Origin of the sequence: Wolbachia endosymbiont (group A) of Epistrophe grossularia (assembly GCF_947251435.1) — a bacterium.
Taxonomy (GTDB): domain Bacteria; phylum Pseudomonadota; class Alphaproteobacteria; order Rickettsiales; family Anaplasmataceae; genus Wolbachia; species Wolbachia pipientis.
On sequence record NZ_OX366363.1, the window covers coordinates 474,345 to 500,991 of the forward strand.

Below are 26,647 nucleotides of genomic sequence, written 5' to 3' on the forward strand. Positions count from 1 at the left end.
GAATGTTTTTCACAAAGAGAATGATGAATCAAAATGCTCAGGAATGCAATAGTTAATAGTGACGTTGTTTGTTATAAAAAATTTCTATGTATTCAAATATTGCAGTTCTAGTTTGTTGAGCAGAGTGTTGTGAAGTATCAATAAGTATTTCTCTTTTCAATGAGCTAAAGAAGCTTTCTGCAACAGAATTATCGTAACAACAGCCTTTATTACTCATCTATATTCTTTACAGCTAAGAGATATTGATACCCTTGCGCAGTATATTGTGAACCTTGGTCACTGTGCAGCAGTAGATTTTTAACAGGTTTACGCCTATTAATGGCCATTAATAAAGAGTTCATAACCAATTGTTTATTTATTGCACTACTCATTAACTACCATACGTGAGAATTATTGCTGCCAAATATAGCCATCCCTCCTTGGTTTTGATGTAAGTAATCCCATACTTTATTTGGTTGATCAACAATAAAGTTTTGATCTAGTATATTGGGAGCTACAGCTCTATTATCTGTTTGTTGTTTTTTAATTTTAAACTTTCTTCTCAGTATAGCCCTGATGTCATTTTTCTGCATAATACTTTGCACCGTTTTCAAATTGCAACTTTTACCCAAAGCCTTCAATTCAGCATGAATTTTAGGAGCTCCATATCTACATTTAGAAACTTGATATATTTTTTGAATAGCTTCGAGTAGCTCTTTATTTGCTGATTCTCTACTGCTTATTTTTCTTGTGGTCCACTTATAGTAGCCACTAGCAGAAAATCCTACATAATTCCTGTACTTTATAGCAGTTACTATATAAAAAAATATTTTACTCTTTTTGACTGGCCAGGGCTTTTTTTAAAATGTCTCTTTCTCTTGTTACTTTTGCTAACTCTTTCTGTAAATCAAATCTCTCTTTGTCATAAGGTGCTACATCTGGAAATGCATTTGCCGCTGACTTTTTTTCGTTATATTTCTTCATCCATTTTCCTAATACACTATCCCTTATTCCTAGATCTCTTGCTACTTTTGCAACTGGTTGACCTACCTTTCTTTGTTCATTTGCCAGTTTAACAGCTTCCAATTTGAATTCTGCTGTATATTCTCTTACCATTTCTAATCCTCCAAAATTTTATTTTACCCAAAAAAACTCTTTTCTTTCTCTCCACTTTTTCTTGGTAAGGTCAGTTTACTGGCCTCTCCATGAGTGAGATTGAAAAATTAAGTGGAAATCTGTGAACTGTTACCTTGGATGACAGAAAAGAGTGTTGGAAGGAGGCAATATTAAAAACTTAATTTCAGTCCAGCCAAGAACACATAACCAGAGTTGTTATTTTCTATTTTAGGCTCTTTTGTACTAAACTTTACAATATCGAAATAGTATGAAGTACCTAAAAAAAGAGAATTTTCAAGACTTAAAGCATATGATGTTAACTCGTTTGTACCTTCGCCTGCAATATCCCTACCACTACTAAAATATGTTAAGCTCGATTTGTAAGAATCAGAACGGTAAGCGATACCTGCATTCATATAATACGTATTATTTGTTTCAGGATTACGCTTCTCACCAGATTTACCACCATTACCATACGAAAAAATGCAATCAAGATCGAACAATTTTAGCTTCAAACCAAAATTCCAGTGTAGTAATTGATTGCGGCATTCATAATTTTTAGAAGTCCCATCTGAGCAATCAGTTAAATTTTCTCTTGCAAATTCACCAGTTAAGGCAGTAGTAAAACCTATATCATCTGACAAGCTGTTTTTATAGGAAAGGCCAGCAGCAATTAAATTGCTGTACTGTAAGTTATTTTTTCCTGGAACATAACTGAATCCGAGTTGAAAGTTATAGATTTCAGGGGAGATGTAGTTAATTGATGATTGTTTTAACCCTAGTTCGAGTTCATTATAATCGCTATAAATATTGGGCTTGACCCAGAACACCTTGTCTTGATCATATCCAGGGTCACCATCTTTTTTATGATCACCGCGCAAATTTGCATAGTTTGTCCAATGACCATTTACTCCTCCAGCAGCTGCATAAATTTTTGAAGTGTTAATTAACATGCTCTGACCAACTAAACTTCTTTTACCATATTCAATTGATCCAAGTTCCTGGTTTTTTATGATAAAATACCATTCCTCCATGTCTAACTTTTCTATGTCTAACGCTTTTAGGTTTGCAATACCAGAAACCCCTGCCTTAACATTAAACCCCATTTGAGTATTTGGATAAACTTGCTGTAAATAAAGAAAGCGCAAGTTTGAATAACTTGAAACCTTGTCCTTGGACTTAGTATCAAAAGAGTCTCTGTTGAAAGCGTAGCCGAATCTCAAATCTACTTCCCCATCTAGTTCTGCATAAAATATTTCCTTATCCAAAATTGTTTTAGAGCTAGCACTATTCTGCAAAAACAATGATGAAAGCAGTGCTACCAGGTAGTACTTTAACTTCATAAATAACCTTAAATCTTTATAAAAATTTAAGTTTAAACTCAATATAAATAAAAAACAACTTTTCAGAAGGCACCGCTGGTAGATTTTGCTGCCTGTTTTTGAGCTATATTCCCATAAATTATTGATACACTTGGTAATTTTCGCTTTAATAACTGCTTATTAATGGCAGAATGTATACGATTAATTATTTTAGATGTACTTTTTACATCGCAGTTAATCAAAACAAAAAGCACTTTATTCTCATCAATATACCCTAGAAAATCATCACTACGGCAATTTTTATAAAAATGTTCTATGATAACTTTCAGTGCATTATTTGTCTCACTACAGCTACTATTTAAGCCAATCACTCCTATAGCTGCATTAATTTGATGTTGAAAGGCAAAATTTAATATAACGTATAACTCCAGAATAGTGGACTCATTGCCCGGTATATCGAATAAGTCATGGTTTTTATATTTTTTACCCATTAGATATTTATCTCTAAAGATTCCTAGTTTATGGGACAAACTGATATCACGTATTAATAGCTCATAATTTATTTTATTACTGGCAAATTGTGCAGTGCGGAAAACTTTTACTTTTGTCCTGATATCTTCTCCTTTAGCATCAGTTAAGGAAAAATCTATCACTTTAGGTAATATATCAAGTAAATCGTGCCCATTTTCGGTATACTCTAAATAATTCTTCATGTCGTCAGCTGCTCTTGCACTTAAAATATTGATTAACGGCTTATTAAGTAAATTCCCTTCCTCGTATTTTAACAAATTCCTTGCGGCTTGATTGAGCCCTAAAATTAACACGTTTTTTTTCTTATTATCCTGACAAACAGATACCACAGCATCATCTTTTCTTCTTGCAGTTATGAAATCATCCATACTTTCATTCTATACAGCGTATTTATAAGTATAATAAGATTATATTAAGATTTACTTACTTATTGATATGCTTAATTAGGTATAGACAAAATGTCATACGGGATGGCTTTGTTGTAGAAGAATCAAGATTACTGTTTATAGACTTCAAGTTACTGCAAAAAATATTTTAAAACATAGTGATATCTTGACTTTACCTAGTTAATATTCCAAATTATAAAAAAACAGATAGTTCTATGACGACAAGTCTATTACAAGGCAAAAAGGGATTAATAACCGGAATAATAAATAAGAGATCAATAGCATACGGTATAGCAAAAACTCTCTCAGAGCACGGAGCAGAACTTGCAATCACCTACCAGAATGAAATAATAAAAGAAAAACTATCACCAATAGCAGATGAACTAAATGTGGAGCTAATATTACACTGTGACGTTTCAAATGAAAAAATCATAGATAACGCTTTCGAAATAATAGAGAAAAAATGGGGTACTCTTGACTTTTTGGTGCATGCAATAGCATTCTCCGATAAAAATGAGTTAGATGGTAAATATGTCAATACTTCACTGGATAACTTCCTCAATGCAATGCATATATCGTGCTATTCTTTTACTGCTTTAGCGCAAAGGGCTGAAAAAATGATGTCAAATGGTGGTAGTTTACTTACTTTATCTTATTATGGCGCTGAAAAAGTTATGCCAAATTATAACGTTATGGGTTTATGTAAAGCGGCACTTGAAGCAAGTGTAAAATATATAGCATGTGATCTCGGGCCACAAAATATCAGAGTAAATGCAATTTCCGCTGGTCCAATCAGAACTCTAGCATCTTCTGGAATAAGCGATTTTCACTCCATATCAGAATGGAATAGAAATAATTCTCCGCTCAGACGCAATGTTACAATAGAGGATGTTGGCAAGGCAGCGTTATACTTATTAAGCGACTTAAGTAGTGGCACTACTGGAGAAATTTTGCACGTTGATTCAGGATATAACGTTGTGGGAATGAAGGTAGTTGACTAACAAAGCACTAGTTCCTTCGGGTTCATACACAACTCTATCAGGAGTTTTGTGACTGTGATTGCAGAAAACATCGAACATAAAATTCCTATTGATAGAGTGACAGAAAAGCCTCTTATTGCTCCACTGCCAATAATGAACATTATTCCTGCAGCAATTAATGTAGTGATATTTGAATCCAGTATTGTCTTTATAGCGTTTTTAAACCCTTCTTCAATAGCACGTTCCACTCTCTTGCCAGATTTGATTTCCTCACGAATTCGCTCAAATATTAAAACATTTGCATCCACCGCCATACCAACAGTAAGTGCAATACCGGCAATTCCAGGTAAAGTTAGAGTTGCTTCAAGCAGAGTGAGAATTGATAATATAAGAACTACATTAGAAAAAAGTGCAACAGAGGCCAATACACCTAATTTGCCGTAAGTGATGATTATAAATAAAGCCACGGCTATAATAGAGATTGTTGCTGCCATTTCCCCTGCCTTTATTGATTCTTCTCCAAGACTTGGGCCAATGTTTTTTTCTTCAATTATTTTAAGTGGTGCTGGCAGTGCTCCAGATTTTAAAAGTATTGCAAGTTCGCTTGCTTGTTTTTCAGTGAAATTACCGCTAATTTCTCCCTCTCCATTTAAAATTGGCTCACGTATTGTAGGTACTGTTAAGACTGTGTTATCCAGAACAATTGCAAAAGGTTTTCCCACATTTTCTTTAGTGATTTTTGCGAATCTTTTACTCGCTATGCTGTCAAATTTAAAATGCACTGTTGGTTTACCTAAGTGACCAAATCTAACTGATGCGTTAACCAGCGAATCACCACCTATTTCAGTTTTGCGGAATATTGGATAAGAATTACCTAAAGAATCCTTGAGCATGACAGTAGTTTCGTGATCTATATCCTGCACCTTGGCTATGTTAGTGTTTGCCAAATGAAAAGCTAGCTTAGCAGTTTTGCCAAGCAAAGATTTTATCTGCTTGGTGTCTTCTACTCCAGGCACCTGCACTAATATTTTATTCTGCCCTTGTTTTTGAACGCTGACTTCCTTTGTGCCAAGTTTGTCCAAACGGCGCTGGACATTGTTTATTGATTCTGCAGCTACTTCACTGATCAAAGAATTTTTATAATGGGGTTTATACGAAATGAGAATCGAAGAATCTTTTCTATTTAGCTCTAAATTTGGATTTATCGCATTAATCAACACAGATGCTTTTTTATAATCATCAATATTATTTAAAGTTATAACGCTATTTTGTACGTTAGATTCAATATTTTTTGTTAGCAATGTCTCTTTTATTTCGTTAGCTAGCATGCTTAGCTTTTCCTTAAAATAGAAGTTTAAGTCTATGTTTAAAAGCAAAGATGCCCCTCCTTTCAGGTCAAGGCCTAAGTTTATTCTTTTTTTCGAAATAAAAAGCTTATTATCAAAGAAATTTGGCAGTGTTATGTATAAAGCAAATAAACAGATGCATAATACTGAAAAAGATTTGACTATAAGTCTGTTGTACATAAGTTGTAGGTTTAAAATTGTAATAATTGATTGTAAGTTAAAAATAGATTTTTGTAAAATTCTCTATTTGACCTTACCCAGAAAAAGTAGAGAGAAAGTTAAGACGTTTTTATCATGAGAATAAATTGTGCAGGAATGCAATAGTTAATAGTAGAATGTCTACGTTATTTGTTATAAAAGATTTCTATGTATTCAAATATGGCAGTTCTGGTTTGTTGAGCGAGAAGTATCAATAAGCAGCTCCCTTTTAAGTGAACTTTTCTGCAACAGAGTTATCGTAACAACAGCCCTTATGGCTCATGCTGGAAATGATGTTTTTTGTATTCAATAGAAATTGGTAATTTTGAGAGGTATACTGTGACCCTTGATCGCTATGTAACAGCAGATTTTTATCGGGTTTGCGTTTATCAACGGCCATCAATAAAGAATCTATAACTAATTATCATGTTACTCATTAACCACCATGCGTGAATATAGGTCAATTATTGCCGCCAACAACCTTCTTTAGTTTTTATGTAGGTAATCCCAAACTTTATTTGGCTGATCAGTAGTAAAATTTTGATCCAATGTGTTCGGAGCCACAACTCGGTTGCTTATTTGCTGTTTTTTATTTTTGAACCTTCGTCTAAGCTTGGCTTTAATGCCATTTTCTTGCATAACACTTTGTACTGTTTTAATTTTTGCCTAAAGCTTTTAATTCAGCGTGAATTTTAGGAGCTCCATATCTGCATTTAGAAGCTTGATGTATTTTTTGAATATCTGCTAGAAGCCCTTCTTTTGCTAATTCTTTACTGCTTTTTTCCTTAGCAACCAATACCACCAGTACAAAACCCTACATAGTTCCTGTGTTTTATAGCAATTTCTATATAAAAGAATACTTTACTCTTTTTCTTTGCCCAGGGCTTTTTTTAAAATGTCTCTTTCTCTTGTTAGTTCTTTTTTTAGATCAAATCTTTCTTTGTCATAAGGAGCCTTTGCCTGGAAATGCGTATGCTCCAGACATTTTTCCATCATATTTTCTTACTTAACATACTGCCATCTATACCTAGATCTTTTGCTATTTTTGTACTTGCTTGACCTGTTTCTTTAACCAGCTTAACAGCTTCTAATTTGAATTCTGCTGTATATTCTCTTCTATTTGTCATATTTTGAAAAAACGTTTTATTTTACTCCAAAAACGTCTTAACTTTCTCTCTACTTTTTCTGGACTACTCCGAATCGGTTGACAAATTGGACGCTTGATAAGCATAATTTGGAGCTTCTTGTGTAATGACTATATCATGAGCGTGACTCTCTCTTAATCCTGATGCAGTAATAGTAACAAATTTACAATTTTTTTTCATCTCTTCTATATTCCTATTACCAGTATACCCCATTGCAGCTTGCAATCCGCCAATCAATTGATGGATTACTCCTGAAGCTGGACCTTTGAATGGAACTCTTCCTTCCACTCCTTGTGGAACTAATTTTAGTTTTGAATCTTTATCTTGAAAATAACGGCTAGCTGAACCTCGTTTCATTGCACTAATAGATCCCATTCCTCGATAGCCTTTATATGCTCTGCCCTTATACATGATAATCTCACCTGGGCTTTCGTCAGTGCCAGCAAAAATCGAACCAATCATCACAGAGTCAGCACCAGCTGCAATAGCTTTTGCAACATCTCCTGAGTATTTTACCCCACCATCAGCAATTAGTCTGACGTTTCTTGCTCTACACGCCTCTGCAACATTCTTGATTGCAGAGAATTGTGGCACACCAACACCTGTAACTATTCTGGTTGTACAGATTGATCCTGGTCCTATTCCGACCTTCACTGCATCAACACCCGCATCAATCAACGCTTCAGCAGCCTCCTTTGTTGCAATGTTTCCGCCAATTAATTGCGTATTAGGATACATCTTTTTTATTTCCCTAATGGTATTGATAACGTTTTCGGAATGACCGTGAGCAGTATCCACAACAACTACATCAACTTCTTCTCCGATCAAAGCTTCACATCTGTCTATACCATCTTTTTTACCAGTGCCAATTGCAGCGGCAACTCTGAGACGCCCTTTACTGTCTTTACATGAATTTGGGTATCTATTGTATTTTTCAATGTCTTTAACCGTAATTAAACCTATACAACAAGAATTTTCATCTACGACCAAAAGCTTTTCTATTCTATTTTCATGCAACAATTTCATTGCTGAGGCACTATTCACTCCCTGCTCCCGCACTGTCACTAACTTATCTTTTGTCATCACTTCGGAAACTTTTACATTCATGTTCTGGTCTTCAATAAATCTCACATCTCGGTTAGTTAAAATTCCAACTAACTTGCGTTGATCGACTACAGGAATGCCAGAATAATTGTGCTCTCTCATTAATGAAATTGCTTCCGCAACTGTTTTATCCGGTGAAATCGTAATTGGGTTATACACGATCCAACTTTCATATTTTTTCACCCTTCTTACTTCTAAAACTTGTTCATCTATTGATAAATTCTTATGTATGCAACCTATCCCTCCATGTTGGGCAATAGCTATTGCAAAGCCCGATTCAGTAACAGTATCCATTGCAGAGGATATGAGAGGGATATTTAGTTCTATACTATTTGTTAAATAAGTTTTTGTATCTGCATCGCAAGGCAATATATTAGAATAGGCTGGCAAAAGAAGTATATCGTCAAACGAATAACAAGCTTCCATTTTTTTCATAGGCTTTATTTAAAGCTTATACGCCAATTAATTAAATTGCAATAGGCAAAATTAGCTAGGAGCCTTTAATTGTATAGCTCTAACTGTTTTTAGGAGATAGAAAAGCTATATGGTTGCTAATACATTTTATTGCAGAATAAGCATTCTATAGCTAACCCAAGAAAGGTTTCCCTACGTCATACCACGATTCATTCGCGGTATCTCTAGATCCCGCTAACAAGCAGCGGGATGACGGTTCTTCAAATCGTTAAGGTGTCATCCAAGCCTCCTATGATGTCATTCCAGTGTCCCTATGATGTCATCCCAGTGCCCAGACACTGGGATCCAAGAATTTTATTAAGTATAAAAGTAGCCGTTTTATGTTAAAATACAACGTTTTAATGATTATGAAAAAGCTGGATTCCAGACTGGAATGACATCGTTTACTATGTGCCATATTGCAATGTTCGTACAGTAAGCCATAGGATGACAGAAGCGGAGCTATAGAAGCCGGTGTGGCTCTGTCGTATAGCTCTCACTGTTTTTAGGGGATAGAAGAGATACCAGAATATATAGCTGCTAATATATTTTATTGCACAATAAGCATTCTACATTATTTGCCAGCAAACAGAACTGCTCAATAGTTAAGTTTTCTGGACGTTCATTTCCACTCAATTTAGCGTTTTCAAGGACAGTTTCAGCGTGGTTCGTTATATTTTGCAAGCTATTTCTCAGCATCTTTCTTCTTTGAGAAAAAACAGCACGTGTTAATCTTGTTAAGGTTTCCAAATTTACTGCAAATTTTGGGATAGGCAAAGGATTTACTGTAATTACTGAAGAATGTATTTTTGGTCTTGGAAAAAACTCTTTAGGTTCAATATCAAATCCCTTTTTTATATCACATAGTAACTGGCTTAGCACTGATAAGGAACCATAATCTTTAGAATTGGGTCTTGCCGTAATGCGATCTGCTACCTCTTTTTGAAACATTAATGTCAAGTTCGTAAAAAATTTTATATTATTTAACCACTTTAAAAATAACACTACCGAGATATTGTAAGGCAAGTTAGCAATAACTTTAACTGGGCGCTCTATCAGCTCTTCTTCTGTAACATGCAGTGCATCCGCTTCTATAATTCTATACTTTCCTTGATGCTCATTTAGCAGTTGGTCATGGTGTTTTACTAAATCTCTATCTTTTTCTATAGAAAGTAGAGACTTTGGATTATGCACCAATATTTCTCTTGTTAATGCACCATATCCAGGACCAATTTCAATGACATTAAAATTTTCCAGACTACCAGCTAAAGCGACGATTTTTTTTGTTATCTCACTCGATAAAATAAAATTTTGCCCTAGACTCTTTTTTGGCTTCAGTAAAAATTTTTTCATATTATTTTCATTATACAGTATTTTAAAAATTAGTTGACTAAAATTCATTGATAATTGTATATTATTAATGTGTTTAACGCCGGCTTAGCTCAATTGGTAGAGCAACTGACTTGTAATCAGTAGGTTGTCAGTTCAAGTCCGACAGCCGGCACTCTTGCCTATATAAGTAAAGTTGATGTCCTTTTTAATAGTAGCAAATTGGAAAATGAATGGAATGCGTTCTTCATTTGTTGACTTTATAGGCAAACTTAACAACAAGAGCAACGAAATTACCTCTAAATTAGTAATTTGCCCTCCTTTTACGTCATTTCCAAGCAGTATAGAGTTGAACAATAATATTAATATAGGAGCACAGAATTGCCATCATAAAAAGTTCGGTTCTTACACAGGTGAAATTAGCGCAGAAATGTTAAAAGAACTAGGGTGTACTTACGTAATACTTGGGCATTCTGAAAGGGCTAATGAAAAAGATAGTGAAATAAAACTTAAGTCGGAAATAGCAATAGAATCAGGCTTACACCCAATTATCTGTGTAGGTGAAAATTCAGAAGATTATAAGAATGAAAAAACAAAAGAAGTAATAGAATATCAATGTAAAAACCGCTTGCCAACACACGGTGAATATACCGTAGCATATGAGCCAATATGGGCAATAGGCACAGGTCATGTGCCAAATAATGATGCAATTACTGAGGTGATAGAGGTAATAAAATTGTGTACTGGTAAAAAACACATTATATATGGTGGTTCAGTCAGTTCAGAAAATATAGAAAATTTGCTCAGTATCTCAAATTTATCAGGAGTTTTAATTGGCAGTGCAAGCTTAGATTTCGATCACTTTTATAAAATTATACAACAAGTTGAAAAAAAGTTTTCTCTTATCAATTCTAAAATCAGCAACTAAGAATCCTATGATAAATGTCATCATTCCAGTGTCAAGCATATATCTGTACGAACATCTAGTATAGCTAAAGTAATCTAGAAAATTAACGATATTTTATTCCCCGGTGAACGCTCTATTTTGTTTTCCAACTCTAGTTCTAAAAGAGCCATTAGAGCTATGTTGGTAGAAAGTCCGCTTGCTAATATAAGTTCATCTATATCAACAGGTACAGAGTTAATATGATCAACTATAACAGATTTTGCCTGTTGTAATTTTTCTTGTTTTTGGTTAACAAAATGGTGCTCAACATCAAATAGGTTTTTTTGCTGCGGAGGTAAACTAAACCTAATACTCTCTATTATGTCATCAGCGGATTCGATAAGCTTAGCACCGTTTTTAATTAAATAATTACTACCACTACAGCGTGAATCTAAAGGGAAACCAGAAACTGCAAACACCTCTCTCCCTTGATTTAAAGCAAAATCTGCTGTTATTAGAGAGCCAGAACGTTTCGATGCTTCAATCACTGCAACACCTAGCGATAGGCCAGATATAATTCGATTCCTTTGAGGAAAATATTGAGGCTTTGGTTTAGTAGCAAATGGAAGCTCAGTAATTACTAACCCACCGTTCCCAGTGATTTTTTTGTATAGATCAAAATTCTCTTTTGGATACACCACATCAATTCCGCTTGCTGTAACAGCAATAGTGGGATGATTTTTGTATATTACACTGTTTGCTGCAGTATCGATTCCTTTTGCAAGTCCAGAAACGATAACAAAACCAGCTTCGCTTAAATCAAGTGCCAACTTATTGGCAAAATTTCTTCCATTCATTGAAGAGTTACGCCCACCGATTATTGCAATTATCTCACGGCTTAATAATGATATATCACCAAGCGCAGTTATTACAGGAGGACAACTAGAGATATTTCTTAAAAGATCAGGGTAATCTGGGTCACATGCGGGTATAATTTTAGCTCCAATTCTTTCTGCATTATTGATTTCTTCTCGTGCATCTTGAATGCCATACACCTTATTATTAGCCACCCTATTGAGATATTTCAACACCTCATCTAGCGATCCATGTGTTCTTAGTATACTAAAAAACTTTGTTGGTCCTATAGTTCTAGCCAAGCTTAACCATACTTCTAATTCTTTGTTGTTCAATTTATTTATCTTCATAAAAGGCTTGAATTTCTTATCAATTTAGTGTACCCAAGATAATGCAAATATACAGTGTTTTATGACGCATTTTGTTACAGATAAATGCATAAAATGTAAATATACGGACTGTGTGGAAGTATGTCCCGTTGACTGCTTCTATGAAGGTAAAAACATGCTCGTGATTAACCCAGATGAATGTATTGATTGCGGAGTGTGCATACCTGAGTGTCCAGTGGATGCAATTGTAACTGATGATTCCATAAAAGATATTTTAGAACTAGATGAAGAGTTACTGAACAGTGAACAAAAAATCTTCAAATCATTTTACAACATAAACGTAGAATACTCACAAAAATGGCCAAATATCACAGCTAAGAAGCAACCCCTCTATACCGCAGAAGAGTATAAGGAAAAAAAGGATAAAACAGCTTATTTTGATGAAAATTTAGAATAATGCTACTGAAGGAAAAGAAACTTTTTGTATTTCAGGGTTGTTGTTTTTGGTTGCTGAAAATAGTTGCGTTATCTAAGTTGTTATGCTGATAAATTAGTATCGATTAATTTAAGGATTAAGGAAAAAGGCTTATTGACTTTTGAAATATTTGATTATAAAACTAGCTGTTAGCATTAAATCTTGGGGGTAAGTTATGAGTATAAATAAAAGAGAAACCATTAAAAAGATTGAAGGGTTACTTTTTCAAGCGAACGGTAATCTTGAAAAAGCATGTGATCTATTATCAACAGTAGAGTTAACCGAAGATGATATTAAAATATTGCTGGAAGAGATGATAAAAGAGTATCATAGCTTGTTTGAAAAGATTTCTTGGAGTTGTGGAATTACTGCAGGCGGTGCACAAGATGCCAACGCAAGCAGCTTCAACGAAGTTTTTAAGCTAGGTTCAAAAGAGTTAGCATTGGCAATGATGTCAGATCTCAGAAAGTCTTATGATCAAGAATTATTTAAGAAATATAAAAAAGAAGAAATGTCTTATCCTGAAGGAGAAGGAGTACAATTTATTAGAGAATTAAGAGTTTTAAGTAGAATACTTACTATATCTTTAATAAGGAAACTTGATGAAGTTTACAAGTTTACTCCAGAAGAAATTGAGCGTTTGAAGGAATATATATTAGTTAGCAACTATGATACAAACAAAAGTCTTTCTGATATAGACAAATATATGCATGCACTATCTGCCTTAATTAGAAACCCCTCACTTGATACAAAAAAGATATTTGAGCTAAATAATCGAATGATAATACACACTACAGCCTTAATTGATTTAGTAACTAGTGGAGTAGTGAAAAAAGAAGAAGCAAAAGAACAATCTGCTGAGGATTTAGAAAAGCTTATCTGTGAACAGTATAAAGGTGCAGCAAACACGCCACTACCGTTGCCGAGCACGCTATTTGAAGTGGATAAAAAAAGTGCTTGAAGAAAGTAAGAAGGTCTTATAGTTAGCCAAAGTAGGTATTTAATAAGCTTAATGTAACCATTATATATGCTATATAGTAAAACATAGAATGCTTATGGTTCCAACTATAGCAATTTTAAGTGGTGGGTTTTCTTGTGAGAGAGAAATATCGCTTATGAGCGGAAAAGCAGTAAAGAAGGCGCTCGATAGCCTTTCATATAATGCAATAGAAATAGATGTTGACAGCAACATTGCTGAAAAGCTTAGAAAAATTAATTCGGGCCTTGCTTTTATCGCTCTGCATGGACCTTATGGTGAAGATGGCTGCATTCAAGGTTTATTGGAAATCTTAGGTATAAAATATACACACTCAGGAGTTATGGCTTCGGCTGTTGCTATGAACAAGGCAATGTCAAAGCATATATTCCGGTCCCTTAGTATTGATACTCCAAAAGGTTATGTAATTAGCCGAGAAGATGTACTAAAAAATAATATTAAAATCGATTATCCGTACGTCTTAAAACCAATTAATGAAGGTTCAAGTATTGGAGTGTACATAATTTTCTCGCACGAGGATTACTTAGAACTGAAAGATAATAGTTCTACTATAATGGAAAAGATGATCGTAGAAGAATACATACCGGGCATAGAGTTACATACTGCTGTATTGCTGGATGAAGCAATTGGCACTATAGAAGTACGACCAAAAAATAAATTCTATGATTATGAAGCAAAGTATACAGATGGATTTGCAGAACATATATTTCCTGCTGAAATTCCTAACAATATATATAAAATGACCTTGGAACACGCACTGAAAGTTCATCAATTTTTAGGATGCAAAACTATTTCCCGCTCAGATTTCCGTTATAATCCCAAAAATAACACTTTAAAAATGCTTGAGATTAATACACATCCTGGCTTTACTGAGTTATCGTTAGTGCCAGAAATTGCAAAATTGGCAAAAGGAATCAATTTTAATGAATTAGTTAAAATTATTATTGAAGATAGTTTGCAGCACAAAAATATTAGGGATTTAAGTCATGTTGAGCAGTATTACTAGAAGCCAAAGGAGTTTTTTGCGTAAGTGTGCCTTGGTTATTATCACAGCACTTTTTCTTACGCTAATACTTTACAGCTCACTTGATAAAATAATAAATCGATTTAATTACTACTTTACTTGGTATAATGACTGCCTATCTAGTTTATTACTCAGTAGTGGATTTTCAATCGACGAAGTAGTCGTGAGCGGCAATAAATTTACAAACAAAAAGGATATTCTAAGTTTGACAGATAGAACGCAACCTATCCTGTATATATCACTTTCAAAACTTGCCGGTAACATACAATCCGTAAGCAGATGGATAAAACACGTAAGAGTTCACAGAATTTTGCCCAATACTCTACACATTAATATAGATGAGCATAAACCGTTTGCTCTCTGGAAAGATAATAACAAAACTTCGGTAATTGATTTCGAAGGTAAAGTGATCGTAGATGACTATTTAATAGATGATCTTGTTGTAATTACAGGACAAAACTCATTATCAAACCTAGAATTTGTTAAAGATGTGTTAGAGAGTAAAACTCAATTAAGTGACCACATTTCTTCTTTTGCTTATATAGGGAATAGAAGATGGAATATCATACTTGATAACGATTCCACAGTAAAACTGCCTGAAGATAACCCTTATAGTGCATGGGACTATTTAAACCACTTACACAATACAACTGATTTTACTTTCAGCGATTGGAGTATTATTGATATGCGTATTACTGATAAAATCTTTGTGAAGAGGTGATCTGCTGTCATCCAAGTAGCCCCTTTTCCTGTCATCCCAGTGCCCAGACACTGGAATCCCGCCGCGAACCGTCATACCGCGATTCATTCGCGGTATCTCTTAACATAGATCCCTTATTTAACCGCCATACCTTAACATAGATCCCGCTAACACGTAGCGGGATGACGAGGTTATCGTCATGTCACCGCGAACCGTCATACCGTCACGAACCGTCATACCGCGATTCATTCGCGGTATCTCAGCCGCTAACAAGAGATCCCGCTAATACGTAGCGGGATGACGGTTGTCGTTTAGCTATAAATATTTAAGAAATTTACCAAACAAAAAAAAAGGCAAAAGAAGCCCCGTGGTTGGCTAATTACTTACATTATACTTTCAAGTATGGCGTTTTTTTATTCTAAACGCTTAATAACCGCAATTTAGCTGCTTTTTAATGCAACTAACCTTTAGTCATAAATGTTTAAGAAATTTACTAAACAGAAAAAAAGGCAAAAGAAACCCTAGGGTAGCTAGTTATTCACTATCCATTTTTTAAGTTGGCGTTTTTTTATGTTTTAAATGCTTTATAAGCGCATTTTAGCTTATATTAGGTAAAAACCTAGAAATTTTATAAAGACATAAGGTGCACATAGTGCAAAAAATTAAACATGAGACGCCAGATACGTGAGTTTTTTTGTCATTTAATCTGTACAGAGAAGATAAATAAATAGCTTCAGTTTCATGATAAGGGGGCTGGCGAGGTTTGTCAAGGAATTTTTATGCAAGAGATCTATTGAAATGCCCCTGTAAAATTATACTATTAATTAGTACACTATAAATTTAAAATTATAGATATGTTAAGCAGATTGGTAATTTTGCTATTAGTTTTTATACTTCCTTTTTCTTCATACTCATACCAGTTTAGAACCAAAGCAAAGCAAGCAGTAGCCTTAGATTTAGCTTCAGACTCATTCATTTTTGACCATAATTCTGATGAAAAAATGGCCCCATCTTCAATGAGCAAGCTAATGACTTTATATATAGCCTTCGATTATCTAAAAGCTGGAATAATACACATGGAGGATAAATTTCGAGTAAGTAGAAAAGCGTGGGAAAGGAGAGGCTCTTCTATGTTTTTGAAAGAAGGTCAATCCGTTACGGTGAGGGAATTACTTGAAGGAATTACAATAGTCTCAGGCAATGATGCCTGCATAACACTAGCCGAGGGCATTGCAGGATCAGAAGAGAATTTTGTGGCTGAAATGAATGAAGTTGCACAAAATTTGAATCTGAATGACAGTCATTTTGTCAACTCAAGCGGGTGGCCAGATGAAGATCATTTTATGAACGCAAAAGACTTGGTAATGCTGGCAAAAAGGATTTTCACTGATTTTCCTGAATATTATGATTTATTTTCCGAACAATATTTGACATATAATGAAATTGTACAAAAGAATAAAAATCTTCTACTTTTTCACGATATTGGGGTTGATGGCTTAAAAACCGGTTATACAAATGCTGGTGGTTACGGCATTGTAGCATCTGCAAAACGAAATGATAGGAGAATTTTTGCTGTCGTAAATGGTTTAAACACTGAGAAAGAGCGAATAGAAGAAGCAAAAAGATTGATACAATACTCCTTAAATCATTTTAACACTAAGAAAATACTCGTTAAAGACAGCGTAGTTGAGGAAGTAAATGTTCTCTATGGAAAAGATAGAAAAGTGCCTATTACAGTTGCAAACGATGTTACCATAACTTACAACTGCAAATTGCATGACCAAATTAAGGTGCGTATTGAATATAAAGATATGATACCTGCACCCATTAAAAAAGGTCAAGAAGTGGGCAAAGTTTTTGTAGAAATACCAGGTATTGAGCAACAAACTACACCACTTTATGCAGCAAATGACGTGCAGGAATTGAATTTCGTAGAAAAGTTTTTTAGGATGTTGTTTTAAGTTTGATATTAAAGCAATTTCGAAAGAGAGACCTATTGCACTTTAGTATAGCCTTAGCTAACAATTTCTGTTACAATACGAGTTTAAAATGTTACGAAAATGTGCTGGTTATATTTGTTGCTGTCTAGTATCCTGGAGATACTGTGGGCTGTAACGCTAAAGTTTAGTAACAGTTTTACTAAGGTTGTGCCTTCGATTGCAACATTGGTAATTATGATCATTAGCATTTATTTTTTATCTCTTGCAGCATGCTTTCTACCTATTAGAGTATGCTATGCAGTTTCCTCTGGAATATGCACAATTGGAATAACTATAATTGGTGCAACCACTTTCACAGAGAATATTAATTTATCTCAAGTTTTATGTATCGTTTTAATTGTAATAGGAACCATAGGGCTAAAGCTCTCTATTTAAACCTAAAGTTTATGCATGAATTGGATATATTTACTCTTATCGTCACTAATTGAAGTGTTCTGGGTCATAACACTTAAGCATAGTTGTGGATTTACTCATCTCGTACCATCAATAATTAGCATACTCTCCATGGCTCTTAGTACATATTTACTTTCGCTCGCTACACGTTCTATACCTATCGGAGTATGCTATGCAATTTGGACTGGAGTGGGCGCTATAGGAGCTTCGATACTTGGAGTTTACCTATTTGATGAACCAGTTAATTTATTCGAAGTAATATGCTTTATTTTAGTTACATTCGGGATTATAGGATTAAAATTGTTTGATACTGCAAAACAAACTGTTGATAAAATGGAATAAAAGATCCCACTGGGATGAAAGAAGCAGATACTCCATATTGTCATGCAAATTGGAATCCAGACTTTTTTCTATATAGCATGGTGAAGACGGGAAACCGTAACCGTTCACACAATGGCGTCAACTTAAGGAAAAATATCAGCGATAGTGTATAAAATTTCTCTCTAAATTTTTTATCATTAAATTATCCAAAGAGTGCAAGGGACAGCACTTTTGTTTCTATTTTATTGCAACAAAAAAGTTTAAAATGTGTCTTTTTTAGGTGAGGCATGCAAAAAGGAAAAGATCTTATCTTACAAATTAAAAATGCAATATACTCGAAAACTTTTCAGAAAATCCATTGTGTTGAGTTTTACACGAACAAGAAAACTTCCTTTTTCGACAGTATTTTCTATGATTTTAAAGTTAGTTAAAAAAAGTTTGGGAATAGAATGTGAACTTATGGAGCCATTGACATGTACCCTCAAAGCAAGCTTTTTCTAAAGCAAGATATAAGATTTGCCATACAGGCTTTCAAGAATTTAAGCATCCAAACAGCCTATCAGGATGAACCTGAGTTGGAGAGGCTATAGACTTATTGCAGCAGATGGTTCTGGTATGAGATTACCCAGCTCTGGGGAAATTGTATCCGAGTTTGAACCAAATGGAACAACAGGCACCATTGGCAATTTGTTTGTTGATTTGTGTACTTCGTTGATTTGCAGTGCTCGTCTTGCAGCTTGGAATATAGGTGAACAAACGTTGGCGGCAGAGCAATTACCCGAAGTTATCACTCAAATGCGTTTATTAAATCAAGAGAAATTATTATTTATCTATGATCGTCTTCAGTAAAATTCATTCAGCAGCATTATGATTTGGAAGTAGATTTTATTTTTCGCTTGCAAAAAAGAAATTATAGTAAGCTATGGGAACGCTGGCGCATTAGATTTTGATTTTATATTAGAAAATGAAAAGCTAAAAAATAAAATGAAAGGACAGAAAGTAAGAGTTATAGTGCTGACATTAGCCAACTGAGAAACAGAGTTTTTGACCGAGACTTTGGAGCAAAGCTTATGTGTTAAGGTGACACATAGAGGAGTGCTATAAACGACTCAAAGTAGGAGCAGAGTTAGAGAATTTTTCTGGAGAGGCTGTATTACAAGAATTTTGGGCAAACTTGGTCATGTGCAATATATTATCGCTTCATATGTGTGATGCACAAGGGCCTTGGAACCCAGATCAAATTACTGAGTATCGTTTAAATTTTTCAGTTTTATTTGGTGTAATGAGGCAGAAACTCTATCAGGTACTTATTGCGCCAAAAAACTTTCAAGCCCTTTTTAAGTATACGCGCTAAAGTTAAAATCCGACCGGGACAGCCGCAATAAAGTAGATAAGCCTAAACGCCATCATGTCTTTAGGAGAGTTTGCTAATGAAAGTTCTTAAGTTGACGCCATTGGCTGAACGGATACGATTTATTTCAGTGCATGAGCTGGTCCTTTTCGGATTTTAGCGCTGTGTACATAACTGCACGAACGTCTAGTTTAGGGGTAAGAAAAATTAGGGCCCGCAAATTAATCCAAACACATAAGTGTAGTGTTACCACCAAATGCTGTAGTGTTAACACTTACAACTTTTTCTGTAGAAAAACGCTGTAAATAATGAGGACCACCAGCTTTTGGCCCAGTGCCAGATAGTCCTCTACCACCAAATGGTTGTATCCCAACTGCTGCACCTATCTGGTTACGGTTGATGTAGACATTTCCAACTGATATTTTTTTACTTATAGTATCAATTTGACTTTGTATACGACTCTGCAAAGAAAACGTGAGTCCATATCCAGTACTATTTATATCACTTATAACTTCATTTAATTGTGACTTGTTAAAACGTATGATATGTAAAATAGGACCAAATACTTCTTGCTTTAATTGCGAAATTTTTTGTATTTCATAAATATATGGAGGAAAGAAATAACCATTATGAGAATTTGTATCCATGGGTACTTTAAATAACAGATTTGAATCTTCGTCCTCTGACATTTTTTGCGTATGTTGAGTTAGCATATCGATAGATGCTTTGTCAATTATTGGACCAATATCAGTACTAAGTTGTATTGGGTCACCAATCTTGAGTTCTTGCGCTGCACCGCATATCATTTTTATCTGCTTCTCTGCTATGTCCTCTTGAATAAACAGCACTCTAAGTGCAGAACAGCGTTGACCACTGCTACGAAACGCAGAAAGCAAAGCATCCATAGCCACTTGCTCTAAAAGAGCAGAGCTATCAACTATCATAGCATTGAGCCCTCCTGTTTCAGCAATAAGTGGCACAATAGGACCATCCCTATTTGCAAGCATTTTATTGATTATTTGAGCAGTTTGTGTTGAGCCAGTAAAAGCTACTCCGGCAATTCTATTGTCTGGAACTAATATTTTGCCTAAATATCCACCATCCCCAGGAATGAGGTGTAACACATTCTTTGGTATCCCAGCTTCATGTAGTATCTTAACAGCTTCGTAGGCAATAATCGGCGTTTGCTCTGCCGGTTTTGCCAGCACTGCATTACCTGCTGCAAGTGCAGCTGAGACCTGCCCAATGAAGATAGCGAGCGGAAAATTCCACGGTGATATGCATAAGAAAACTCCTCTGCCTTCAAAAAAGATGAAGTTATCTTCACCTGTTGGGCCCGGCAATTTTTTCCAGTCGCTCAGTTCATTTTTTGCTATCATTGCATAATAACGCAGAAAGTCGATTGCCTCTCTTACTTCTGCTATTGCATCGGATAAAATTTTTCCTGCTTCCACAATCAGAATGTAAATTAACTCTTTCATCCTTTCCTCAAGCAAATCTGCAGCTTTTTCAAGGCATTTAGCGCGCTCTTCTGCTGAAACATTCTGCCACTTAGCAAAAGCACTGTGTGCTATTTCAAGAGCGTTTAAAGCTTGATCGCTTGTTGCACTTGACACTTCTCCAATTACATTTTCCAAATGTGCAGGATTCACTACTTCGATAAATTCAGCATTATCAAATAGTGCTTTTCCATCAATTATTGGTCCAATTTGCCACTTTTTTTCACTAAAACCCTTTATATCATCTGCAAATTGTGAGACTATCACAGAATCACTAATATCCATCCCCAAGGAATTTTTTCTTTCTGGTCCCAAAATATCTTGTGGTAATGGAATGCCTGGATGAGGTTCATAATTAAAATTTATAGCTTTTTCCAGTGGATCTGAAATTAACTCATCGATTTTAACGTTAGGATCACTTATTTGATTAACAAACGAACTATTAGCTCCATTTTCAAGAAGGCGTCTTATAAGATAAGGCAACAAGTCACTATGTTCCCCAACGGGTGCGTAGACACGACAGCTAACATTTGTTGCAAGCTCTGACATTGCATAATCATATAAGTCTTTTGCCATTCCATGTAAGCGTTGAAATTCAAATCCAGGGTGGTTTTTATCAGCAAGTTCCATGATAGAAGCAAAAGTATAGACGTTATGAGTTCCAAAGCATGGGTAAAAGCTGTTTGGTTTACTCAAAAGTTTCTGTGCGCACACGAGGTAAGATACGTCAGTATAGCTTTTTCTTGTAAATACTGAGTAATCATTTAATCCCAATTCTTGCGTACGCTTGATTTCTGAATCCCAATATGCACCTTTTACAAGCCTCACCATAATTTTGTGCTTTGATCGGATAGCAACATCTTCAACAAAGTCAAGAACAGATAAAGCGCGCTTTTGATATGCTTGCACAGCCAAGCCAAGCCCTTCCCACTCAGAAAGTGATTCATCAAGCCGTAATTGTTCAAACAAGATTAAGGACATTTCAAGCCTTTCTGTTTCTTCTGCATCTATGCATAATGAAATGTTGTATTTTTTTGCTTCATGACAAAGCTCTAGCAGTTTAGCTCTCAACTCTTCAGCTATATTATCGAATTGACCAAATTCATAACGTGGATGTAACGCAGACAATTTGATTGAAACTCCATGCGATTTAAAACAATCATTTATTTCAGTGGATTCACCTATAGCTTTTATTGAGTGCATGTATGAATTAAAATACTCTTCTGCATCTTCAGCTGTGTGAGCAGTTTCGCCAAGCATATCAAAAGAGTATAAAAACTTACTATTGTCATCTAGTTTTGCATACCTTAAAGCTTCTTCTATGGTTTCTCCAACAACAAAATGATTACCAAGCATAGACATTGCTTGTTTTACTGCTTTGCGAATGATCGGTTCTCCTAAATTCTTAAGTAACTTAGAAATTGCGTAATAGAACTTCGAATCGCCTTCATTATCTCTCAATATACTGCTACCTATCATTAAACTCCACGTGGAAGCATTGACGAACAATGAAGAAGAATATCCTAAATATTTACTCCATTCTTGATTGGCAATTTTATCTTTGATTAGCTCGTCTATTGTATAATCATCTGGTATTCTAAGTAGCGATTCAGCAAGGCACATCAATGCTATTCCTTCATCATTGGAAAGCGAGTATTGCTGCATAAAGGAATCTACAATACTTAATTTATTGTGTTTGATTTTTTCAATAACTTGTTTTGCAATATTATAAATTCTATTTTTTGAATCAGCCGAAAGCTCTGCTTTTTCTACAAGATAACGTATATAACTCTTTTCATCAGTACGATAAAATCCTTGTAAACGTTTTCTGAGTTCATTAGGTTCTTGTATAGAGCTTATCATATATAATTACCTCCAAAAAATGCTCCGACACCATATGTATGGTGAAATTATATCATAACTTTGCGCAGAGCAAATTGCTATTTACAAAGGGATCAGGGCTGGCTAAAAGAAGTCCATGCAATAACTTCACTAAATCAAAAAGATTGTGCAAGTATGCAGCTCAACACTCCGCCACACATCAAGTATTTAATCTCAGTTGCGGTTTGCACACAGCATTTGAGTTGAATTGATTGCTTTGAATTATCCTTTCTTTTGATGATGCATTCTAGATTTCCACCTGGCACTATTTCACCTTTTATGCTTATTACCTCGCTACCATCAAATATCTTTCTGGTTATTCCATTTTGAAATACAAGTGGAAGAACACCCATACCAACTAAGTTGGACCTATGTATACGCTCAAAGCTTTCTGCAATTACAACTTTAATCCCCAACAATAAAGTACCCTTTGCTGCCCAATCCCTACTTGAACCTGTGCCATATTCTTTTCCTGCAACAATGATTAGAGGTACATTATTTTCCTTGTAACGCATTGCTGCATCAAAAATCGACATAGTTTCTTGAGAAGGAATATATTTTGTATAGCCGCCTTCGATGCTTACCATTTCATTTTTTATTCTAATGTTAGCAAAAGTCCCACGCATCATTACATTGTGGTTACCACGACAAGACCCATACGAATTAAAGTCCTGTGGCTCAATTCCAAGATTTTTTAAATATATACCTGCAGGACTACTTGAGGCAATATTTCCAGCAGGGGAAATGTGGTCAGTGGTTACGCTATCGCCAAACATTGCCAATATTTGTGCACCTTTTATATCGATTTTATTATTTTTAGGTGATAAATTATCAAAATAGGGCGGATTTTGTATGTAAGTGCTATTTGCATCCCAATTATAGATTTCACTTTTTTCACACTTTATCTTTCGCCAATGTTCATCACCAGAAAAAACATCCTTATACTTTTGTATAAACATCTCACGTGTTACCACATTTTTAACACAATCTTCGATTTCATTGTTTGTTGGCCATATATCCTTGAGATGGACATCATTTCCATTCTTATCTTTGCATATTGAATCTTTTGTCAAATCAGTTTGCACAGTACCAGCAAGTGCATATGCAACAACAAGTGGCGGAGATGCCAAGTAATTAGCTTTGACTAACGGATGAATTCTTCCTTCAAAGTTACGATTGCCAGATAAAACTGCAGCAACGGTTAAGTTTTTGTTTTTAATGCCATCTTCTATATCTTTATTAAGTGGACCAGAATTCCCAATGCAAGTTGTGCAACCATATCCAACTAGATTAAAACCCAAAGCATTTAGATCTACCTGCAATCCAGACTTTTCTAAATATTCTGTTACAACTTGTGACCCTGGAGCAAGAGAAGTTTTAACCCAAGGCTTTGATTTTAATCCAAGTTTAATTGCATTACGAGCTACAAGACCTGCAGCAATCATCACACTTGGATTAGAAGTATTAGTGCAGCTTGTTATTGCTGCAATAACTACACTTCCATCTTGGAGTTTATCGCTTTCCTTTGACTCATTAACTGAAAATGATTTAGAAAAAGACTCTGCCACTTGTGAAAGAAAAACCTTATCTTGTGGTCTTTTGGGACCAGCCATTACTGGCTTCACGCTTGATAAATCAAGCTCTAGTGTGTCAAAAAATGCTAATTCGTCATTGCTGCGCCACAATCCCTGCTCTTTTGAATAGACTTCAACTAATTTGATCAGCTCTTCTGGTCGCCCTGTTAAATGTAAATAATCGAGTGTTTTCTGATCAATTGGAAAAAATCCACAAGTTGCACCATACTCCGGGGCCATGTTTGCTATAGTGGCTCTATCTGCCAAAGATAAATAATCTAAACCATCACCATAAAATTCTACAAACTTACCAACAACGCCTTTTGTTCTTAGGATATTGGTAACCGTCAGCACTAAATCGGTCGCAGTTACTCCTTCCGACAATCTGCCAATTAATTTAAATCCAACTACTTCTGGAATCACCATACTAATTGGTTGACCAAGCATCACAGACTCAGCTTCTATGCCTCCAACACCCCAACCAAGAACTGATAATCCGTTAACCATTGTAGTATGGCTGTCAGTACCAACTAAAGTATCAGGATATATGACTCCATCATTATTACACACAACTTGCGCTAAATATTCAAGATTCACTTGGTGGCAAATCCCTGTGCCAGGCGGCACTACTCTAAAATTTGTGAAGGACGATTCTCCCCACTTTAAAAATTGATATCTCTCCAAATTTCTTTTTACTTCTAGCTCAACATTCTTACTGAATGCGGAAACACTTCCATAATTATCTACTTGAACAGAATGGTCAATCACAAGATCAACCGGTACAGAAGGATTTATGTTGCTCGGGTTTCCTCCATTTTTCTTAACATAGCTCCGCATTGAAGCTAGATCAACAACAGCAGGAACCCCTGTAAAATCTTGCATCAACACCCTTGCTGGTTTATAGCTAATTTCGTGATTAGTGTGTTTATTAACGCAGTCTGCTAGTACTCTTATGTCATCCAGCTTTACGTTTACTCCATCTTCATTACGCAATAAATTTTCAAGCAGCACCTTAAGTGAGCAGGGCAATTTAGTTACATCTGTCCCTAAAAATTCACTAGCACTACTTAGGCTAAAATAGTTGTATGACTTCCCGTCAATGTTTAAAGTCGTTTTTGCGTTTAAAGAATTGTTCATCCTATCACACTATATTAGTTAAAATTGGAATTACTACCGTTACTTTTTTGTTGTTGACCTTGCTGCTCATACATAGTTTCAAAATCTATAGGATCTAGCATCAGTGGGGGAAATCCACCACTACTTGTAACTCTTGCAATTATTTCTCTTGCAAAAGGAAAAAGAAAAGTAGGTCCACCAATAAACAAAGCTTGTCTTACTTCTTCCTCACTCAACTCTTTTAAATTTTCTATTGAAAAAATGCCACAATATTTCGTTTCACAAATGAAAGCTACGCCATCCTTTATGCCTTCATCTTTTACCGTTGCTTTGACTTCTATATGCAAAGTAATTTCATGGAAAGATTTTTCTTCATTCACTTCTTCTTTGTTTTTCGTCCCTTCTAATTTTGCTGAATTGATATTAACCATTACATTAATATCTGGAGCTTTACTAGAAGAAAGGAATGGCGAATTCGGATTCTCAAATGATAGATCTTTAACATATTGACCGTGAATTCTCATTTTTTGTTGTGGCATTTCTTACGTCTCCTTTAATTAAGTTGAGATATTTAATACTTTCTTATATAATATATTCATTTACAAACGAATAGCAAACCTGATTATAAGTTGATATGAAAAACATATTTTCATTAATAATTAATAATGTTCGGATACTTTATATGCCAAGGAGTTGAGTTACTATGATAGAGCTTGTAATATATGCTTTATTAGCGGCGTTCATTTTTTCACGTTTGTATAATTCTTTAGGAAGGTCAGCCAACCTCAACCTAAAAAAGCTAACTAATGTATTGGATGTAAGCCGAAGTAGAGAAGATGTAGTAGAAAACATTGAGGGTTACATTGATAGCAATGATGAAAATTCAATAAAAGTTACTTATAAACAAATATTAAAAAAAAACAAAGATTTTTCTATTTCCCACTTTATAGAAGGTTCAAGCATAGCTTTTGAATTAATAATAAAATGTTTCAATCAAGGAAATTTGTCTCAGTTAAAACCACTTCTCGATAAAGACTTATATGATAATTTTGCAGAGAAGATTAAACATCGTAAAGAGGTGCACGAGTCTATAATTGTTTCTATCGTTTCACAAAAGATTTTAGAAATAAAGCTAGTAAAAAACGCAGTGTTTATTGCAGTATATTTCCTTTCAGAGCAAATTAACTTCGTTAAGAACAATGAAGGAGATATAATATCAGGTAGTACATCCACTATTAATAAAGTTGAGGATGTATGGCAATTCAAAAAAAATGTTAATTCATCAGACCCAAGCTGGTTGCTTGTTTCTATTCACTATAAAAAGACAAGTAACGATAAGACAAATGATAAGTAAGAT

The 26,647-nt window shown here is 34.9% G+C and carries 22 protein-coding genes, 1 tRNA gene and 3 pseudogenes; 15 read left to right on the forward strand and 11 right to left on the reverse strand.

Annotated elements, in window-relative coordinates; translation table 11 throughout:
- Positions 1–9: 9 nt before the first annotated feature.
- From OPR28_RS07110 to OPR28_RS02195, 3 genes and pseudogenes are all read right to left on the reverse strand, one after another.
- Positions 10–1,095, reverse strand: a pseudogene (locus tag OPR28_RS07110) (IS3 family transposase).
- A gap of 170 nt (positions 1,096–1,265) precedes the next feature.
- Entirely contained in the window at positions 1,266–2,438 is a 1,173-nt protein-coding gene (locus tag OPR28_RS02190; RefSeq protein ID WP_265023415.1) for a porin, read from the reverse strand.
- A gap of 62 nt (positions 2,439–2,500) precedes the next feature.
- Positions 2,501–3,316 carry a hypothetical protein gene (locus OPR28_RS02195; RefSeq protein WP_213863080.1) on the reverse strand — a complete coding sequence of 272 codons (816 nt, stop codon included), beginning with the start codon at positions 3,314–3,316 and terminating at the stop codon, positions 2,501–2,503.
- Between the two features lie 233 nt (positions 3,317–3,549).
- On the opposite strand from OPR28_RS02195, the gene OPR28_RS02200 reads away from it, so the two are divergent.
- Complete coding sequence (locus OPR28_RS02200; protein ID WP_006280349.1) at positions 3,550–4,335, forward strand: enoyl-ACP reductase FabI; 786 nt, start codon at positions 3,550–3,552, stop codon at positions 4,333–4,335.
- Here OPR28_RS02200 and secD read toward each other — a convergent pair.
- Positions 4,332–5,777: a protein translocase subunit SecD gene (secD, locus tag OPR28_RS02205; RefSeq protein WP_458694392.1), complete on the reverse strand. Its 1,446-nt coding sequence runs from the start codon at positions 5,775–5,777 to the stop codon at positions 4,332–4,334. The two genes, OPR28_RS02200 and secD, sit on opposite strands and share 4 nt — an antisense overlap.
- On the opposite strand from secD, the gene OPR28_RS02210 reads away from it, so the two are divergent.
- A complete protein-coding gene (locus OPR28_RS02210) occupies positions 5,677–5,958 on the forward strand; it encodes a hypothetical protein (RefSeq protein ID WP_039964338.1) in 282 nt (93 codons plus the stop codon). The genes secD and OPR28_RS02210 overlap by 101 nt on opposite strands.
- A gap of 46 nt (positions 5,959–6,004) precedes the next feature.
- Here the strand turns inward: OPR28_RS02210 and OPR28_RS07115 are convergent.
- Positions 6,005–6,985, reverse strand: a pseudogene (locus OPR28_RS07115) (IS3 family transposase).
- A 63-nt stretch (positions 6,986–7,048) separates the two neighbouring features.
- Positions 7,049–8,542 (reverse strand): IMP dehydrogenase, encoded by a 1,494-nt coding sequence (gene guaB, locus OPR28_RS02230; RefSeq protein WP_006279746.1) that lies wholly within the window; start codon positions 8,540–8,542, stop codon positions 7,049–7,051.
- A gap of 228 nt (positions 8,543–8,770) precedes the next feature.
- Here guaB and OPR28_RS02235 point away from each other — a divergent pair, with 228 nt between their 5' ends.
- Positions 8,771–8,908 (forward strand): hypothetical protein, encoded by a 138-nt coding sequence (locus OPR28_RS02235; protein WP_265023417.1) that lies wholly within the window; start codon positions 8,771–8,773, stop codon positions 8,906–8,908.
- A 192-nt stretch (positions 8,909–9,100) separates the two neighbouring features.
- Here the strand turns inward: OPR28_RS02235 and rsmA are convergent, their stop codons facing one another.
- Positions 9,101–9,913, reverse strand: a complete 813-nt coding sequence (gene rsmA / locus OPR28_RS02240) for a 16S rRNA (adenine(1518)-N(6)/adenine(1519)-N(6))-dimethyltransferase RsmA (RefSeq protein WP_265023418.1) — start codon at positions 9,911–9,913, stop codon at positions 9,101–9,103.
- A 78-nt stretch (positions 9,914–9,991) separates the two neighbouring features.
- On the opposite strand from rsmA, the gene OPR28_RS02245 reads away from it, so the two are divergent.
- Positions 9,992–10,064, forward strand: a tRNA-Thr gene (locus OPR28_RS02245).
- Between the two features lie 24 nt (positions 10,065–10,088).
- The gene (locus OPR28_RS02250; RefSeq protein ID WP_265023419.1) at positions 10,089–10,817 is read left to right on the forward strand and encodes a triosephosphate isomerase; all 729 of its coding nucleotides are present in this window, start codon (positions 10,089–10,091) and stop codon (positions 10,815–10,817) included.
- A 74-nt stretch (positions 10,818–10,891) separates the two neighbouring features.
- Here OPR28_RS02250 and dprA read toward each other — a convergent pair whose 3' ends face one another.
- The gene (dprA, locus tag OPR28_RS02255; RefSeq protein ID WP_265023420.1) at positions 10,892–11,980 is read right to left on the reverse strand and encodes a DNA-processing protein DprA; all 1,089 of its coding nucleotides are present in this window, start codon (positions 11,978–11,980) and stop codon (positions 10,892–10,894) included.
- A gap of 61 nt (positions 11,981–12,041) precedes the next feature.
- Between dprA and OPR28_RS02260 the strand changes: the two genes are divergently transcribed.
- The 9 genes and pseudogenes from OPR28_RS02260 (at position 12,042) to OPR28_RS02300 (ending at position 19,300) form a co-directional block, all read left to right on the forward strand.
- A complete protein-coding gene (locus OPR28_RS02260) occupies positions 12,042–12,416 on the forward strand; it encodes a ferredoxin family protein (protein WP_077188509.1) in 375 nt (124 codons plus the stop codon).
- A gap of 193 nt (positions 12,417–12,609) precedes the next feature.
- Positions 12,610–13,395 (forward strand): hypothetical protein, encoded by a 786-nt coding sequence (locus tag OPR28_RS02265; RefSeq protein WP_265023421.1) that lies wholly within the window; start codon positions 12,610–12,612, stop codon positions 13,393–13,395.
- A gap of 88 nt (positions 13,396–13,483) precedes the next feature.
- The gene (locus tag OPR28_RS02270; RefSeq protein WP_265023422.1) at positions 13,484–14,437 is read left to right on the forward strand and encodes a D-alanine--D-alanine ligase; all 954 of its coding nucleotides are present in this window, start codon (positions 13,484–13,486) and stop codon (positions 14,435–14,437) included.
- Complete coding sequence (locus OPR28_RS02275; RefSeq protein ID WP_265023423.1) at positions 14,418–15,176, forward strand: cell division protein FtsQ/DivIB; 759 nt, start codon at positions 14,418–14,420, stop codon at positions 15,174–15,176. Before OPR28_RS02270 ends, OPR28_RS02275 begins: the two co-directional genes overlap by 20 nt.
- 833 nt (positions 15,177–16,009) lie before the next feature.
- The gene (locus OPR28_RS02280) at positions 16,010–17,116 is read left to right on the forward strand and encodes a D-alanyl-D-alanine carboxypeptidase family protein (protein ID WP_265023424.1); all 1,107 of its coding nucleotides are present in this window, start codon (positions 16,010–16,012) and stop codon (positions 17,114–17,116) included.
- A gap of 99 nt (positions 17,117–17,215) precedes the next feature.
- A complete protein-coding gene (locus OPR28_RS02285; protein WP_007548371.1) occupies positions 17,216–17,530 on the forward strand; it encodes a DMT family transporter in 315 nt (104 codons plus the stop codon).
- Positions 17,531–17,545: 15 nt separating this feature from the next.
- Positions 17,546–17,890, forward strand: a complete 345-nt coding sequence (locus OPR28_RS02290; protein WP_265023425.1) for a DMT family transporter — start codon at positions 17,546–17,548, stop codon at positions 17,888–17,890.
- Between the two features lie 14 nt (positions 17,891–17,904).
- Positions 17,905–18,042: a hypothetical protein gene (locus OPR28_RS02295; protein WP_265023426.1), complete on the forward strand. Its 138-nt coding sequence runs from the start codon at positions 17,905–17,907 to the stop codon at positions 18,040–18,042.
- Between the two features lie 114 nt (positions 18,043–18,156).
- Positions 18,157–19,300: pseudogene (locus OPR28_RS02300) on the forward strand (transposase).
- 141 nt (positions 19,301–19,441) lie between these two features.
- Here the strand turns inward: OPR28_RS02300 and putA are convergent.
- From putA to secB, 3 genes are all read right to left on the reverse strand, one after another.
- A complete protein-coding gene (putA, locus tag OPR28_RS02305) occupies positions 19,442–22,582 on the reverse strand; it encodes a bifunctional proline dehydrogenase/L-glutamate gamma-semialdehyde dehydrogenase PutA (RefSeq protein ID WP_265023427.1) in 3,141 nt (1,046 codons plus the stop codon).
- Between the two features lie 134 nt (positions 22,583–22,716).
- Positions 22,717–25,311, reverse strand: a complete 2,595-nt coding sequence (acnA, locus tag OPR28_RS02310) for an aconitate hydratase AcnA (RefSeq protein ID WP_265023428.1) — start codon at positions 25,309–25,311, stop codon at positions 22,717–22,719.
- A 14-nt stretch (positions 25,312–25,325) separates the two neighbouring features.
- Complete coding sequence (gene secB / locus OPR28_RS02315) at positions 25,326–25,829, reverse strand: protein-export chaperone SecB (protein WP_006279761.1); 504 nt, start codon at positions 25,827–25,829, stop codon at positions 25,326–25,328.
- Between the two features lie 164 nt (positions 25,830–25,993).
- On the opposite strand from secB, the gene OPR28_RS02320 reads away from it, so the two are divergent.
- Complete coding sequence (locus OPR28_RS02320) at positions 25,994–26,644, forward strand: Tim44/TimA family putative adaptor protein (RefSeq protein ID WP_010962367.1); 651 nt, start codon at positions 25,994–25,996, stop codon at positions 26,642–26,644.
- Positions 26,645–26,647: the final 3 nt, after the last annotated feature.

Coding starts and splice junctions, on each gene's coding strand:
- OPR28_RS02190 (WP_265023415.1), bottom strand. CDS start 2,438: ATGAAGTTAAAGTACTACCTGGTAGCACTGCTTTCATCATTGTTTTTG.
- OPR28_RS02195 (WP_213863080.1), bottom strand. CDS start 3,316: ATGGATGATTTCATAACTGCAAGAAGAAAAGATGATGCTGTGGTATCT.
- OPR28_RS02200 (WP_006280349.1), top strand. CDS start 3,550: ATGACGACAAGTCTATTACAAGGCAAAAAGGGATTAATAACCGGAATA.
- OPR28_RS02210 (WP_039964338.1), top strand. CDS start 5,677: ATGTTTAAAAGCAAAGATGCCCCTCCTTTCAGGTCAAGGCCTAAGTTT.
- guaB (WP_006279746.1), bottom strand. CDS start 8,542: ATGAAAAAAATGGAAGCTTGTTATTCGTTTGACGATATACTTCTTTTG.
- OPR28_RS02235 (WP_265023417.1), top strand. CDS start 8,771: ATGACGGTTCTTCAAATCGTTAAGGTGTCATCCAAGCCTCCTATGATG.
- rsmA (WP_265023418.1), bottom strand. CDS start 9,913: ATGAAAAAATTTTTACTGAAGCCAAAAAAGAGTCTAGGGCAAAATTTT.
- OPR28_RS02250 (WP_265023419.1), top strand. CDS start 10,089: ATGTCCTTTTTAATAGTAGCAAATTGGAAAATGAATGGAATGCGTTCT.
- dprA (WP_265023420.1), bottom strand. CDS start 11,980: ATGAAGATAAATAAATTGAACAACAAAGAATTAGAAGTATGGTTAAGC.
- OPR28_RS02260 (WP_077188509.1), top strand. CDS start 12,042: ATGACGCATTTTGTTACAGATAAATGCATAAAATGTAAATATACGGAC.
- OPR28_RS02265 (WP_265023421.1), top strand. CDS start 12,610: ATGAGTATAAATAAAAGAGAAACCATTAAAAAGATTGAAGGGTTACTT.
- OPR28_RS02270 (WP_265023422.1), top strand. CDS start 13,484: ATGCTTATGGTTCCAACTATAGCAATTTTAAGTGGTGGGTTTTCTTGT.
- OPR28_RS02275 (WP_265023423.1), top strand. CDS start 14,418: ATGTTGAGCAGTATTACTAGAAGCCAAAGGAGTTTTTTGCGTAAGTGT.
- OPR28_RS02280 (WP_265023424.1), top strand. CDS start 16,010: ATGTTAAGCAGATTGGTAATTTTGCTATTAGTTTTTATACTTCCTTTT.
- OPR28_RS02285 (WP_007548371.1), top strand. CDS start 17,216: ATGTGCTGGTTATATTTGTTGCTGTCTAGTATCCTGGAGATACTGTGG.
- OPR28_RS02290 (WP_265023425.1), top strand. CDS start 17,546: ATGAATTGGATATATTTACTCTTATCGTCACTAATTGAAGTGTTCTGG.
- OPR28_RS02295 (WP_265023426.1), top strand. CDS start 17,905: ATGAAAGAAGCAGATACTCCATATTGTCATGCAAATTGGAATCCAGAC.
- putA (WP_265023427.1), bottom strand. CDS start 22,582: ATGATAAGCTCTATACAAGAACCTAATGAACTCAGAAAACGTTTACAA.
- acnA (WP_265023428.1), bottom strand. CDS start 25,311: ATGAACAATTCTTTAAACGCAAAAACGACTTTAAACATTGACGGGAAG.
- secB (WP_006279761.1), bottom strand. CDS start 25,829: ATGCCACAACAAAAAATGAGAATTCACGGTCAATATGTTAAAGATCTA.
- OPR28_RS02320 (WP_010962367.1), top strand. CDS start 25,994: ATGATAGAGCTTGTAATATATGCTTTATTAGCGGCGTTCATTTTTTCA.